Source organism: Caulobacter sp. GW821-FHT10E02, assembly GCF_059415225.1.
In genome coordinates this window covers 57,917-71,671 of sequence record NZ_JBWKMV010000004.1, presented here as the reverse complement: position 1 = coordinate 71,671, position 13,755 = coordinate 57,917, and the positions used below count along the sequence as shown (strand labels likewise).

At 67.5% G+C, this 13,755-nt stretch carries 12 protein-coding genes and 1 tRNA gene; 8 read left to right on the top strand and 5 right to left on the bottom strand.

What is annotated here, in order from left to right:
• Positions 1-254: 254 nt before the first annotated feature.
• The 3 genes from typA to AC07NI_RS20145 all read right to left on the bottom strand — a co-directional run bounded on the left by typA (position 255) and on the right by AC07NI_RS20145 (position 5,308).
• Positions 255-2,090 carry a translational GTPase TypA gene (typA, locus tag AC07NI_RS20155; protein ID WP_494622406.1) on the bottom strand — a complete coding sequence of 612 codons (1,836 nt, stop codon included), beginning with the start codon at positions 2,088-2,090 and terminating at the stop codon, positions 255-257.
• Between the two features lie 572 nt (positions 2,091-2,662).
• Entirely contained in the window at positions 2,663-4,279 is a 1,617-nt protein-coding gene (locus AC07NI_RS20150; RefSeq protein ID WP_494622404.1) for an amino acid permease, read from the bottom strand.
• Between the two features lie 105 nt (positions 4,280-4,384).
• Entirely contained in the window at positions 4,385-5,308 is a 924-nt protein-coding gene (locus AC07NI_RS20145) for an N-formylglutamate amidohydrolase (RefSeq protein WP_494622402.1), read from the bottom strand.
• A gap of 157 nt (positions 5,309-5,465) precedes the next feature.
• Between AC07NI_RS20145 and cpdR the strand changes: the two genes are divergently transcribed.
• The 3 genes from cpdR (at position 5,466) to AC07NI_RS20130 (ending at position 6,485) form a co-directional block, all read left to right on the top strand.
• Positions 5,466-5,822: a cell cycle two-component system response regulator CpdR gene (gene cpdR, locus AC07NI_RS20140; protein ID WP_004616083.1), complete on the top strand. Its 357-nt coding sequence runs from the start codon at positions 5,466-5,468 to the stop codon at positions 5,820-5,822.
• Positions 5,823-5,924: 102 nt separating this feature from the next.
• A tRNA-Val gene (locus AC07NI_RS20135) sits at positions 5,925-5,999 on the top strand.
• Between the two features lie 117 nt (positions 6,000-6,116).
• Positions 6,117-6,485, top strand: a complete 369-nt coding sequence (locus tag AC07NI_RS20130) for a hypothetical protein (protein WP_494622400.1) — start codon at positions 6,117-6,119, stop codon at positions 6,483-6,485.
• Positions 6,486-6,491: 6 nt separating this feature from the next.
• Here AC07NI_RS20130 and AC07NI_RS20125 read toward each other — a convergent pair whose 3' ends face one another.
• The gene (locus tag AC07NI_RS20125) at positions 6,492-7,352 is read right to left on the bottom strand and encodes a 3-keto-disaccharide hydrolase (RefSeq protein WP_494622398.1); all 861 of its coding nucleotides are present in this window, start codon (positions 7,350-7,352) and stop codon (positions 6,492-6,494) included.
• Positions 7,353-7,475: 123 nt separating this feature from the next.
• Here AC07NI_RS20125 and AC07NI_RS20120 point away from each other — a divergent pair, with 123 nt between their 5' ends.
• Positions 7,476-8,240 (top strand): 3-keto-disaccharide hydrolase, encoded by a 765-nt coding sequence (locus AC07NI_RS20120; protein WP_494622396.1) that lies wholly within the window; start codon positions 7,476-7,478, stop codon positions 8,238-8,240.
• Here the strand turns inward: AC07NI_RS20120 and AC07NI_RS20115 are convergent.
• Positions 8,237-9,244 (bottom strand): LacI family DNA-binding transcriptional regulator, encoded by a 1,008-nt coding sequence (locus AC07NI_RS20115; RefSeq protein WP_494622395.1) that lies wholly within the window; start codon positions 9,242-9,244, stop codon positions 8,237-8,239. The two genes, AC07NI_RS20120 and AC07NI_RS20115, sit on opposite strands and share 4 nt — an antisense overlap.
• Before the next feature lie 136 nt (positions 9,245-9,380).
• Here AC07NI_RS20115 and AC07NI_RS20110 point away from each other — a divergent pair, with 136 nt between their 5' ends.
• The 4 genes from AC07NI_RS20110 to AC07NI_RS20095 are packed head-to-tail and all read left to right on the top strand — an operon-like array spanning position 9,381 to position 13,755.
• Positions 9,381-10,622 carry an MFS transporter gene (locus AC07NI_RS20110; protein ID WP_494622394.1) on the top strand — a complete coding sequence of 414 codons (1,242 nt, stop codon included), beginning with the start codon at positions 9,381-9,383 and terminating at the stop codon, positions 10,620-10,622.
• Between the two features lie 24 nt (positions 10,623-10,646).
• On the top strand, positions 10,647-11,570 hold the full coding sequence (locus AC07NI_RS20105; RefSeq protein ID WP_494622393.1) for a sugar phosphate isomerase/epimerase family protein: 924 nt from the start codon (positions 10,647-10,649) through the stop codon (positions 11,568-11,570).
• Positions 11,570-12,703: a Gfo/Idh/MocA family protein gene (locus AC07NI_RS20100; RefSeq protein ID WP_494622392.1), complete on the top strand. Its 1,134-nt coding sequence runs from the start codon at positions 11,570-11,572 to the stop codon at positions 12,701-12,703. Before AC07NI_RS20105 ends, AC07NI_RS20100 begins: the two co-directional genes overlap by 1 nt.
• Positions 12,700-13,755 carry a sugar phosphate isomerase/epimerase family protein gene (locus AC07NI_RS20095; RefSeq protein ID WP_494622391.1) on the top strand — a complete coding sequence of 352 codons (1,056 nt, stop codon included), beginning with the start codon at positions 12,700-12,702 and terminating at the stop codon, positions 13,753-13,755. Before AC07NI_RS20100 ends, AC07NI_RS20095 begins: the two co-directional genes overlap by 4 nt.

The following is a 13,755-nucleotide window of genomic DNA, read 5'->3' as shown; positions in this document are numbered from 1 at the left end:
GTCCCCCGAAGAAACCATCGTTCGCCCGGGTAAACCTGCGGTTAAGTCCACGTATCGTTTGAGCAAACGGACGGGTGAAATCGAATGCGTAGCGGTATTCGCGGTCGGATTTGCTGAATATTCCCCGCCGCGATCTTCATGATTAACGCAGGGGAATGGTGTTTGCCGCGCCAAGGCTGGCGTGGCGGGCGCGGCCCAAGAAAAAGGCCGCCGTCCTTGCGAACGGCGGCCCAATTTTCGAAGGCTCGAGAAGCCTACTCTTCCTTGACGCGACGCTTGCGGAACGACGGGTTCAGGATCTGCTTGCGCAGACGGATGTTCTTCGGGGTCACCTCGACCAGCTCGTCTTCCTCGATATAGGCGATGGCCTGTTCGAGGGTCATGCGACGCGGCGGGGTCAGGCGGATCGACTCGTCCTTGCCCGAGGCGCGGACGTTGGTCAGCTGCTTGGCCTTCATCGGGTTGACGTCGAGATCGTCCGAACGGGCGTTCTCGCCGATGATCATGCCGAGATAGGTCTTCTCGCCGGCGCCGACGAACATCACGCCGCGCTCTTCCAGGTTCCACAGCGCGTAGGCCGCGGTTTCACCGTCCGAGTTCGAGATCAGCACGCCCTTGCGCTGTTGGTCGATGGCGCCCTTGTAGGCTTCGTAGTGGCTGAACACGCGGTTCAGCACGCCCGAGCCGCGCGTGTCGGTCAGGAACTCGCCCTGATAGCCGATCAGCGAGCGCGACGGCGCGGTCAGCTGGATGCGGGTCTTGCCGGCGCCCGACGGACCCATGTCCTTCAGCTCGGCCTTACGCAGCGACAGCTTCTCGATGACGATGCCCGAGAACTCGTCGTCGACGTCGATCATGACGTCTTCCATCGGCTCCAGGCGCTTGCCGGTTTCCGGATCGGTCTGGAACACGACGCGCGGACGCGAGATCGAGACCTCGAAGCCTTCGCGGCGCATGTTCTCGATCAGAACGCCCAGCTGCAGTTCGCCGCGGCCCGAGACTTCGTAGGCGTCGCCTTCGCTGGTCTCGGCCACCTTGATGGCGACGTTCGATTCGGCTTCCTTCAGCAGACGGTCACGGATGACGCGCGACTGGACCTTGTCGCCTTCGCGACCGGCCAGCGGCGAGTCATTGACCGAGACGGTCATCGAGATGGTCGGCGGATCGATCGGCTGGGCCGGCAGGGCCTCGGTGACTTCCATGGCGCACAGGGTGTCGGCCACGGTCGCCTTCGACATGCCGGCGATGGCGACGATGTCACCCGCCTCGGCGCCTTCGTCGACCGGCGAACGCTTCAGGCCACGGAAGGCCAGCACCTTGGTGATGCGGCCGCGCTCGATTTCCTTGCCGTCGCGGTCGAGGGCGTGGATGGCCATGCCGGGGACGGCCTTGCCGCTCTCGATACGGCCGGTCAGCAGGCGGCCCAGGAACGGGTCGCTTTCGATCAGCACGTTCAGGATCTGGAACGGCGCGTCCTTCTTGGCGATCTGCTTCGGTTCCGGCACGTGGCGGACGATCAGGTCGAACAACGGGCCGAGGTTGTCGCTGGGCACATTCATGTCCAGCGTGGCCCAGCCGGCGCGGCCCGAGGCGTAGATGTGCGGGAAGTCCAGCTGCTCGTCCGTGGCGCCGATGGCGGCGAACAGGTCGAAGGCGGCGTTGTGGACGCGGTCCGGATCGGCGTGCGCGCGGTCGACCTTGTTGATGCAGAGGATCGGCTTCAGGCCCATCTTCAGCGCCTTGGTCAGCACGAACTTGGTCTGCGGCATGACGCCTTCCTCGGCGTCGATCAGCAGGACGCAGCCGTCCACCATGCCCAGGATGCGTTCGACTTCACCGCCGAAGTCGGCGTGGCCGGGGGTGTCGATGATGTTGATGCGGGTTTCGCCCGCTTCACCGTTCCACAGCACGCTGGTGCACTTGGCCAGGATGGTGATCCCGCGCTCGCGCTCCTGGTCGTTGGAGTCCATGGCGCGTTCGGTCGTGGCTTCGTTGGCGCGGAAGACGCCCGACTGGGCCAGCAGCTGATCGACGAGGGTGGTCTTGCCATGATCGACGTGCGCGATGATGGCGATATTTCGCATGGACATGGGAGCGGACGGACTTTCGGGAGGAATAGGGATGACGCTGTGCGCGTCAGGCGCGCGGCTTTTACGCGACTGCGGCCGATTTATCCACCCCCGACGGTTGGAAAGACTTGTCGCAGGTAACCGGTGTCATCAACAAAGCCTTATGACGCTTGGGTTTGCGCGATGTTCTCATCGGAGACCGTTTCAAACGCAACAAATTGTGCACTGCAACATGCATAAAATTAAGGCAGTTTTGAATAGCGCCGTTCCGCGATCCTTGCCCCACAACGGGTTGCGCTAAACCCCTGTCAAAAAATCGACATTAACGCCGACTTTTTTGCTTGCCTGTTTTTGCGCCGCACCCTATAAACATTCCTGTGAGGCGGCGCTGCCGCTTCTGCCCTTCCTGGGCGTTTCCTCCCTAATGAACTGGCCCGGCGGTTTCGCCGGGCTTTTTTTTGGCCTGTGGCCGGGGAGGGACGCTGTCGCCCTTCCAAACGCGCGGGGCGGCGTGGTGTTTCAGCCGTCCACGAACGAAAAAGGGCGGGAGCCGAAGCGCCCGCCCTCTCTGAACCAAGCCTTTCAGCCCAGGATCAGGACCGCTCTTCCTTCGAGCCCGGGGCCGGCGCGCCCGGCATCGGCGGCACGGGACCGGCCGGCGCGTTGGGATCCAGCTCCGCGACCTCGACCAGGCCGCGCCCGACGTGGCTCTTGCGGAAGCCGTAAGCGAAATAGATCACCAGGCCGATTCCCGACCAGATCGGGAACAGCAGCTTGGCCGCGCTCGGCAGGTTGAAGAACAGCACCACGCAGCCCAACACCGCGATCGGCGCGATGATCCACACCAGCGGCGTGCGGAACGGGCGGTGACGGGTCGGGTCCTTCTTGCGCAGCACCATCACCGCGATCGCCACCATGAAGAAGGCGAACAGGGTGCCGGAGTTGGAGATGTCCACCAGCTGGCCGACCGGGAAGAAGGCGGCGGCCACGGCCACGAACAGGCCGGTGATGATGGTCACCACGTGCGGCGTCTTGAACTTCGGGTGGATGGCGGCCAGGCCTTCCGGCAGCAGGCCGTCGCGGGCCATGACGAAGAAGATCCGCGTCTGGCCGTAGATCATCATCAGGATGACCGAGGGCAGGGCCAGATTGGCCGCCAGGCCCAGCAGGTTGCCGATCAGCGGGAAGTCGATCTGGCGCAACACATGGGCCAGGGCCTCGTTCGAGCAGACCAGGGCCTCCTTGTTGGCGGCCAGATTGCAGGCGGCCTGGAAGGCGGGCGAGCCGGGCTCGGGCACCGAGCCGTCCAGCGCCAGCACCGGCTGGGCGCCCATGGCCCCGATCGCGCCCGAGGCCACTAGCAGATAGAAGACGGTGCACAGCGCCAGGCTGCCGATCAGGCCGATCGGCACATTGCGCTGCGGGTTCTTGGTCTCCTCGGCCGCGGTCGAGACGGCGTCGAAGCCGACATAGGCGAAGAAGATCGAGGCCGCGGCCCCGACAATGCCCATGCCGCTGGTCCCTTGCGCCCCGAACCAGCCGGTCGGCGCGAACGGCGCGAAGTTCTGGCCCTTCAGCACGGGCAGGGTCAGCACGATGAACACGGTCAGCGCCGTCACCTTGATGGCCACCAGGCAGGCATTGACCATGGCGCTCTCGGTCGTGCCGATCACCAGCAGGCCCGTCACGGCCAGGGCCACGACGATGGCCGGGACGTTGACGACGCCGGCGCTGAAGTCAGGAACCGGCAGGATGCCGTGCATGGCCCAGGTCGGTCCGTGTCTCAGCAAGTCAGGCCAATGGAAGCCGAACATGTTCTCAAGCAGGCCCAGGAAGTACCCCGACCAGCCGACGGAGACGGCGCTGGCGGCGACCGCGTATTCCAGGATCAGCGCCCAGCCGACCATCCAGGCCAGAAGTTCGCCCATCACCGCATAGGAATAGGTGTAGGCCGAGCCCGAGACCGGCACCATCGAGGCCAGTTCGGAATAGCAGAGCGCGGCCACGGCGCAGACGGCGCCGGCGATCACGAAGCTCCAAAGCATGCCCGGCCCGGCCTTCTGGGCCGCCGCGGCCGTCAGCACGAAGATCCCGGTGCCGATGATCGCGCCGACGCCCAGCAGCGTCAGCTGGATCGGCCCCAGGGACCGATGCAGGGACTTCTTCTCAGCCGTCGCCAGAATCGCATCCAGCGATTTTACCCGCCACATAGTCGCTCCCCCTTGGGTCGTTGGGACATCCCTCCCCAGGGACGTCTCGCAAAAGACCCGACCGTTATTCGGCCTCGGGAGTTCGTCAAGGTTGCAGCGGGGGCGCTACTTCAGTTCGGCCACGTCCAGGGCCGCCAGCGCCTTGGTCAGCGTCGCCGCGTCCGCCGTCAGCCGCGCCAGGCCCTCGGTCGGCTCGCGCGTGGTCTCGTTCATATAGAGCGCGCGGTTGATCTCGATCTGCAGGGCGTGGGTGCGCTTGGCCGGGCGGCCGTAGTGCTCGGTGGTGTAGCCGCCGGCGTAGGGGGCGTTGCGCACGACGCGGTAGCCCAGGGCCTCCAGCTCGCGCTCGACCAGGCCGGTCAGCTTGGGCGAGCAGGCCGCGCCGAAGCGGTCGCCCAGCACGATGTCGCACGGCCCGCCGTTCCTGGCCCGCTGGCCGCGCGCGGCGGCGGCCGGCATCGAGTGCCAGTCGATCAGGATCGCCGCCCCATGCGCCGCGCGCGCCGCCGCCAGCTGGCGGTCGAGAGCGTCGTGATAGGGGCGGTGAGTCAATTCGACGCGGGCGCTGGCCTCGGCGAAGGTCAGCTTGCGGGCGTAGATCGGCCGACCCTCGCCGGCGATGCGGGGGATCGTGCCCAGCCCCGCCGCCACCCGGGCCGAGCGCCCGTGGGCGTAGTCGGGCAGGTCGCCCTCGAACATCGAGGCGTCCATCTCCCACGGCTCGCGGTTGAGATCGACATAGGCGCGGGCGAAGCGGGCGCGGACCGTGGTCGCGCCCAGGGCGGGCGCGCCGGCGATGATCCGGTCGACGAAGGCGTCCTCGGACGCGCGCAGCGTCTCCACCGGCAGGCGGGACGCGGCGATCATGTCCTCGGGATAGAGGTCGCCCGAATGCGGCGAGGCGAACACCAGGGCCGTCGGCGGCGGGGCGCCGGCCGGCGCGGCGCGCGTCACCTCGAACGCCGGACCGCCGAAGGTCTCCAGCGGCGTGGTCGCGTCTTCAGTGGAAAGGGGCCGCCAGGCGCTCATGCTTCGCATCATCGAAGGCCGGCCGCGCCGGGTCAAACGACAAACAGCCAGAAGTCGGTTCGTCCACAGGCCGCGACGTTTAGGTTCATCCCCGATTTACGGACATCAGGGTAAAGTACCTCTCTGATCGACGAATTTTCCCCTGGAACGTGACCTCATGGCCCGCATCCTTCTCGCCGAAGACGATGATTCCCTCCGTGGCTTCCTGGCCCGGGCGCTGGAACGCGCCGGCTTCGAAGTCCAGGCCTGCGCGGATGGCGAGGAAGCCGTCCAGCACCTGGAACATCCCTGGGACCTGCTGCTGACCGACATCGTCATGCCGGGCATGGACGGCATCGAGGTGGCCCGCCAGGCCGCCGCCCGCGATCCGTCCCTGCGCATCATGTTCATCACCGGCTTCGCCGCCGTCGCCCTGTCGGCGCAAGACCGCGCTCCGGCCGGCGCCAAGGTGCTGTCCAAGCCCGTCCACCTGCGCGATCTGGTCGCCGAGGTGGAAAAAATGATGGCGGCCTAAAAATCTGTTTTTGGCGGCTTGCGCACCAGCCAAGCCGCCGCTATACCCCCACACCTTCCCGGCCGGGACGTCTTCACCAAGGCGCTTCCGGTTCGCTTCGGCGGACGCGTAGCTCAGCGGGAGAGCACTACGTTGACATCGTAGGGGTCACAGGTTCAATCCCTGTCGCGTCCACCATTCCCTCCCTGAAAATCAGAGACTTGCGGCGAGATCGGTCATCCGGTCCGCGACGGGTTCTGGGCGTTTTCCCGCGCCGGCTTGGCCGCGTGGCGATCGCCGCCTAGGCTCGACGGCATGGTTCAACCGAGCGGTCCGTCCTGGTGGTCGAAGGCCGAGCGCGCCGCGCTGGCCTTCAAGGCCACGACGCGCAAGGCCAGGGGCGCCAAGCACTCGGTCTATGTCGTCCTGCTCCACGATCCGCGTCGCGCCGATCCCTGGGGGCTCTATGTCGGCCAGACCTCCCGCGATCCGGACCTGCGCTTCGACCAGCACAAGACCGGCTACAAGGCCAGCGGCGCGGCCAAGCGGTTCGGCGTCCGGCTGGTCCCGGCGCTGACCGAGCATCTCAACCCCATGCGCCAGTGGGAGTCGCTGGACCTGGAGGCCGCGCTGGCCGAGGCCTTCCGCGCCGCGGGCGTGCCCTGGGTGGAAGGCGGTCACTAGGCTGGCCTAGCGCGCCGGCTTTACCTTCGGCAGGGCGGTGATCGGCTCCAGGACGATGTCGCGGAAGAAGGTCTCGGCCCCTTCGGATTGCAGCTGGATGGCACCGTGGGTCAGGGGCTGGCCGTCGGCCTTCAGGTCGCGGACCTCAAGGACCGGGACGCCGTTGACGACGTGCACGGCGCGGTCGCCCAGGACGTAGAGGTCCAGGGTGTTCCATTGCCCGGCCGGCTTCTCGGCGTCGGCATAGGCCTCGACGTTCCAGTCGGCCGTGCCGCCCTTGGCGGTGGTGGGCTTGCCGGTCGGCGAGAAGCGCAGGTTGGGCTTGATCAAGGACGGGTCGTTGACCGCGTCGGTGACGACGCTGATCGCCTCGCCGACCGGCACGACCATGCCGATCGAGCCGGTCATGATCTCGAACTCGACCGCCTGGCTCCAGGTGCCCCAGACCACGCCCGGCGCGCCGTGCGAGTGGTAGAGCAGGCCGTTGTTGGGTGCCTGGGTCTCGCGCGGCGCCCAGCGGCCCTTGCCCCACTTGTACTGCAGCCGCAGGTGATAGTTCTGGAAGTCGCCGGTGTGGACCAGGCTGCCCCAGGTCTTGCCGTTGACGTAGAGCCCCGGGCGGCCGTCCTCGGTGACCACCTTGAAGATCTCGGCGCTCTGAGGCGTGTCGCCGATCGGCGCGACGGCGGGGCGCTTGTAGGTCACAGCCGGGTCGGCATAGCCGAGCCAAGGGCGCCAGTCCTTCAGGTCCTTGCCGTTGAAGAGCACGGTCTTCGGCCCCGTGGCCTTGGGGACGTCGGTCAGCGCCAGGGGCGGACGGGGCTCGGCGAGCGCCAGCGCCGCCATCAGGGCCAAGGTCTCGAGCATGCCGTCCTCCCACGATCTTGGCCTCTAGTCGCCGATTGAGCGACAGCGTTGTCAAGGATGTCATGGTCGTATTGGCGGGCGCGGAACGGCAACCTAAGGTCCGGGGTTCGACAGGGAGGTCACATGCCACTTCGCTCCGTTCTCACGCTCGCCGTCGGCCTGTGTGTGGCCTCTTCCGCGATGGCCCAGACCAAGCCGGAGGAGACCGAGGTCTGGAAGCCGGCCGTGCCCGTCGTGGCGACTTCCGGGGCCGCGCCGTCCGACGCGATCGTGCTGTTCGACGGCCATGACCTCGGCCAATGGGTCGCCACCAAGGACAAGTCGCCGGCCGCCTGGGCGGTGGCGGACGGCGTGCTGACCGTCGACAAGGCCAAGGGCAATATCGAGACGAAGAAGAGCTTCCGCGACTACCAGCTGCACCTGGAATGGCGCATCCCGGAGGGCATCACCGGCTCGGGCCAGGCGCGCGGCAACAGCGGCGTGTTCCTGGCGTCCACGGGCGTGGGCGACAAGGGCTACGAGGTGCAGATCCTCGACAGCTATGAGAACCCGACCTACGTCAACGGCCAGGCGGCCAGCGTCTACAAGCAGCATCCGCCCTTGGCCAACGCCAGCCGCAAGCCGGGCGAATGGCAGACCTATGACATCGTCTGGCATGCGCCGGTGTTCGGGGCGGACGGGACGCTCGTGACGCCGGCCGATGTCACCGTGATCCACAACGGCGTGCTCGTGCAGGACCATACGATCCTGGCCGGCGAGACGGTCTATATCGGCAAGCCGTCCTACAAGGCCCACGGCCCCGCGCCGATCAAGCTGCAGGCGCACGGCGATCCCAGCGCGCCGATCAGCTTCTGCAACATTTGGGTCCGCGAGCTGGCCCCGCGCTAGACGGGTGGCGGGGCGGTGCTGGACCGCACCACCAGCTGGTGGGGCAGGGTGACGTTCTGAAGGGCGGTGGCGCGGCCGCTGAGGATGTCCATCAGCAGGCGCACCACCTCGTGGCCGATCTGCTCCTTGGGCTGGCTGACCGTGGTCAGCTGCGGGTGCAGGTACTGGGCGAAGCGGATGTCGTCGAAGCCGACCAGTGAGACGTCCTCCGGACAGCGCAGGCCGCGCTGGCGGATCGCCTCCAGCGCGCCCATGGCCATCTCGTCGCTGAAGCAGAAGATCGCCGTCGGCCGGCCGGGCTCGTCCAAGAGCTCGCCGGTCTGGCGCACGCCGGACTCGATCGAGAAGTCGCCGATGGCCATGCGCAGGGCGCTGGCCCGGCCGTGGCGCTGGGCGGCGGCCAGCACGCCGGCCAGGCGGTCGCTGCTGATGGGGCTGGCCAGCGGGCCCGTCACCACGCCGATGCGGGCGTGGCCCAGGCCGTAGAGGTAGTCGACGACCTCGGCGGCGGCGGCGGCGTTGTCGATATGGGCGCTGGAGACGGCCAGGCCGGGCCGGAACTCGCAACCATTGACGATCGGGGTCTTGGGGCCCTTGGCGGCGACCATCTCGGCCAGCACGTCGGGCAGGCGATGGCCCAGGAAGATCAGGCCGTCGGCTTCCTTGCGGCGGAACATGGCCGCGTACTGTTCCTCGCGCGTCTCCTCGTGGCGGGTGTCGCCCAGCAGCACCGAATAGCCGGCGGCCAGCGCGGCTTCCTCGACGCCCCGGATTACCTGCGAGAAGAACGGGTTGGAGATGTCCGGCACCGTCACCAGGATCTTCTCGGTCCGCAGGGTGCGCAGGCTCTTGGCGGCGAAGTTGGGCTCGTAGCCCAGGCGGTTGACCGCCTCCATCACCTTGTTGCGGGTGGTCTCCAGCACCAGTTCCGGCGCGCTGAACACCCGTGAAACCGTCGCCGTGGAGACGCCCGCGTCGCGCGCTACGTCTTGAATCGTCGCCATTGGCCGGACACTGGCGACATGCCGACAGCTTGGCAAGCTGGCGGACCCCTGTTATCGATGATTTCGATTACATCGGAGCGGAGGGCGTCCAAAAGGACGAAACCAGCCGCCCAAACTGGTCGGGGAGGCCAGATCCATGAACACGAGCTTCCGGCTCTTCGTGATGATGGTGCTGCAGCTGGCGATCTGGGGCGCCTGGGCGCCGAAGATCTTCCCCTACATGGGGATGCTGGGCTTCGCGCCATGGCAACAGTCGCTGGTCGGCAGCTCGTGGGGCGTGGCCGCCCTGGTCGGCATCTTCTTCTCCAACCAGTTCGCCGACCGCAACTTCGCGGCCGAGCGGTTCCTGGCCGCCAGCCATCTGATCGGCGGCCTCGCTTTGGTCGGCACGGCGTTCGCCACCGACTTCTGGCCGTTCTTCGCCTGCTACCTGGTCTTCAGCCTGGTCTATGTGCCGACCCTGTCGGTGACCAACTCGATCGCCTTCGCTAACCTGAAGGACCCGGCCGCCGGCTTCGGCGCGGTGCGGATGGGCGGGACGGTCGGCTGGGTGCTGGTCAGCTGGCCGTTCGTGTTTCTGCTGGGCGCTCAGGCCTCGGTCGAGCAGGTGCGCTGGATCTTCCTGGTCGCGGCGATCGTCTCGTTCGCCTTCGCCGGTTACGCCCTGACCTTGCCGCACACGCCCGCTCGCAAGGACGCGCCGGGCATCGACAAGCTGGCCTGGCGACGGGCCTTCAAGCTGCTGGCCGCGCCGTTCGTGCTGGTGCTGTTCATCGTCACCTTCATCGATAGCGTCATCCACAACGGCTATTTCGTGATGGCCGACGCCTTCCTGACCAACCGCGTCGGCATCGCTGGCAACCTCTCCATGGTGGTGCTGAGCCTGGGCCAGGTGGCCGAGGTGCTGACCATGTTCCTGCTGGGCCGGGTGCTGGTGCGCCTGGGCTGGAAGACGACGATGATCATCGGCGTGCTGGGCCACGCCGCGCGCTTCGCGGTCTTCGCCTTCGCCGCCGACAGCATCCCGACGATCGTCGCCGTCCAGCTGCTGCACGGCATCTGCTACGCGTTCTTCTTCGCCACCGTGTATATCTTCGTCGATGCGGTGTTCCCCAAGGACGTGCGCTCCAGCGCCCAGGGCCTGTTCAACCTGCTGATCCTGGGGATCGGCAATGTGGTGGCCAGCTTCCTGTTCCCCGAGCTGATCAGCAAGCTGAGCGCCAATGGCGCCGTCGACTACACCCGCCTGTTCATGGTCCCGACCGGCATGGCCCTGGTCGCCGTGCTGCTGCTGGCGATCTTCTTCCGCCCGCCCTCGCGCGGCCCGGTCGCCGAGACCGACGAGCTCCCCGCCACGGCCAGCCCGGCCCAAGTCTAAGCCTTCATGCAAAAGGACAGCCTCGTGCACGAACATCTTTCCCGGCGTGGTCTTCTCGGCGCCGGCGCGGCCCTGCTCGGCGCGAGCCTGGCCGGCGGCGCTCACGCGGCGGCGGCCCCGTTCTTCCAGCGCCACAAGCTGCCGGTCGGCATCCAGCTCTATAGCCTGGGTCCGGACCTGGCCAAGGAGCTGGACGCTCAGCTGGCCACTGTCGCCAAGATCGGCTTCAAGTCTGTCGAGCTGGCCGGCTATCTGGGCCGCACGCCGGCCGAGCTGCGCGCCGCCTTCGACAAGGCGGGCCTGGTTTGCCCCAGCGCCCACATCTCGCCCAAGGGGCCCAGCGGCTTCAGCGGCGACCTCAACAAGCTGGCCGACGAGATGCACGTGATCGGCGTCAAATCGGTGATGATGCCGATCTTCTACATCCCCGATCGCCTGAGCCAGGACCTGCGGGCGGCCGGCGTGCAGATGACCGCCGACGACTGGAAGTGGAACGCCGACTTCCTCAACGAGAAGGCCGCCGTGCTGAAGAAGGCCGGCATCGCCGCCGGCTACCACAACCACAATTTCGAGTTCGCCCCGCTTGGCGACACGAACGGCATGGAGATCCTGCTGAAGGGCACGGACCCCAGCGTGGTCACCTTCGAGATGGACGCCGGCTGGGTCACGGCCGCCGGTCACGATCCGCTGGCCCTGCTGAAGGCTCATCCGGGCCGCTTCACCCAGATGCACGTCAAGGACGTCAAGGCGACGACCAAGACCAATTTCGAGCTCAAGCAGGACCCGACCGAGGTCGGGAGCGGCATGATCGACTGGAAGAAGCTGCTGCCGGCCGCCTACGCCGCCGGGGTGCGGGGCTTCTACTACGAGCAGGAGCCGCCGTTCGCCCATCCGCGCCTGGAGTCGGCCAAGATCAGCTACGACTACCTGGCCAAGGTCGTCGCCTGATGAGCCTTCGGATGGCCATGGTCGGCGGCGGTCCGGGCTCGTTCATCGGGCCCGTGCACCGCATGGCCGCCGAGCTGGACGGCCGCATCCGGCTGGTCGCCGGGGTGTTCAGCCGCGACGCGGCCAAGAACGCCCAGGCGGCCGCCGCCTGGGGCGTCGCCCCCGACCGGGTCTATCCGGACCATCACGCGATGATCGCCGCCGAGCGAGCCCGTGAAGACGGCGTCCAGCTGGTCTCGGTGGTGACGCCCAACCACCTGCATTTCGACGTTTCGGCCGCCGCGCTGAAGGGCGGGCTGCACGTGATCAGCGACAAGCCCGCGACCCTGAACCTGGCCGAGGCCCAGGAACTGGCCGACATCGTCGCGGCGTCGGGCAAGCTCTACGGCCTGACCTACACCTACACGGGCTATCCGATGGTCCGCGAGGCGCGGGAGATCGTGGCGCGCGGCGACCTGGGGGCGGTGCGCAAGGTCGTGGTCGAATATTCGCAAGGCTGGCTGTCCAAGCCGCTGGAGCGCGACGGCGACAACAAGCAGGCCAGCTGGCGCGCCGACCCCAAGCAATCGGGCGTCGGCGGCTGCATCGGCGACATCGGCGTCCACGCCTTCAACATCGCCGAGTTCGTCACTGGCCATCGCGTCGAGCGCCTGTGCGCCGACGTCTCCACCGTGGTGCCGGGCCGCGGCCTGGACGACGACTGCAACGTGCTGCTGCGCTTCGAAGGCGGGGCGCGCGGGGTGCTGATCGCCTCGCAGATCTCGGCGGGCGCCCGTAACGGCTTGCGGCTCAGCGTCTATGGCGAGAAGGGCGGCCTGACCTGGTCGCACGAGGATCCCAACGTGCTGACGATCGACTGGCTGGACGGTCCCAGCCACGTGCTGCACGCCGGTTCGGGCTATCTGGGCGCGGCGGCGCGCGCGGTCACCCGCCTGCCGACGGGCCACCCGGAGGGCTTCATCGAGGCCTTCGCCAACATCTATCGCGACTTCGCCGACGCCATCGAAGGGCGGGACGGCGGGGTCGTGCCCGACATCGGCGAGGGCGTGCGCGGCATGGCCTTCGTCGAGCGCGCCGTGGCCGCCAGCCGCGACGACGCCGGCTGGGTGTCGCTTCAAGGAGACGGGCGATGAAGACGCTCAAAGGCCCCGCGATTTTCCTGGCCCAGTTCATCGGCGACAAGCCGCCGTTCGACAAGCTGGAGACCATGGCCAAATGGGTCGCCGACCTGGGCTATGTCGGGGTGCAGATGCCGACGGGCGGGGCGGACTCGTTCTTCGATCTGGCCCTGGCCGCCGAGAGCCAGACCTATTGCGACGATATCGCCGGCCTGCTGGCCGAGTACGGTCTGGAGATCACCGAGCTTTCGACCCACCTGCAGGGCCAGCTGGTCGCCGTGCACCCGGCCTATGACGAGCTGTTCGACGGCTTCGCCCCGCCGGAGCTGCGCGGCAAGCCGGCCGAGCGCCAGGTCTGGGCCGTGGGCCAGGTCAAGGCCGCCGCCGTCGCCAGCCGCCGCCTGGGGCTAAAGGCCCACGCCACCTTCTCCGGCGCTCTGGCCTGGCCGTACTTCTACCCCTGGCCGCAGCGGCCGGCGGGTCTGGTCGAGGAGGCCTTCGCCGAACTGGGCCGCCGCTGGAAGCCGATCCTGGACGTCTTCGAGGACAACGGCGTCGACGTCGCCTACGAGATCCATCCGGGCGAGGACCTGCACGACGGCGCGACCTTCGAGCGGTTCCTGGACGAGGTCGGCGGCCACCCGCGCGCCAATATCCTCTACGATCCCAGTCACTTCGTCCTGCAGCAGCTGGACTATCTGGGCTACATCGACCGCTACCACGAGCGGATCAAGGCCTTCCACGTCAAGGACGCCGAGTTCCGGCCGACGGCCCAGTCGGGCGTCTATGGCGGCTACCAGGGCTGGGCCGAGCGGCCGGGCCGCTTCCGGTCGCTGGGCGACGGCCAGGTGGACTTCAAGGCGATCTTCTCCAAGCTGGCCCAGTACGATTTCGACGGCTGGGCGGTGCTGGAGTGGGAGTGCGCGCTGAAGCATCCCGAACAGGGCGCCCGCGAAGGCGCGCCGTTCATCCGCGACCACATCATCCAGGTCACCGACAAGGCGTTCGACGACTTCGCCGGCAGCGCCCCGGACGCCGGTCGCAATCGTCGTCTATTGGGTCTGTGA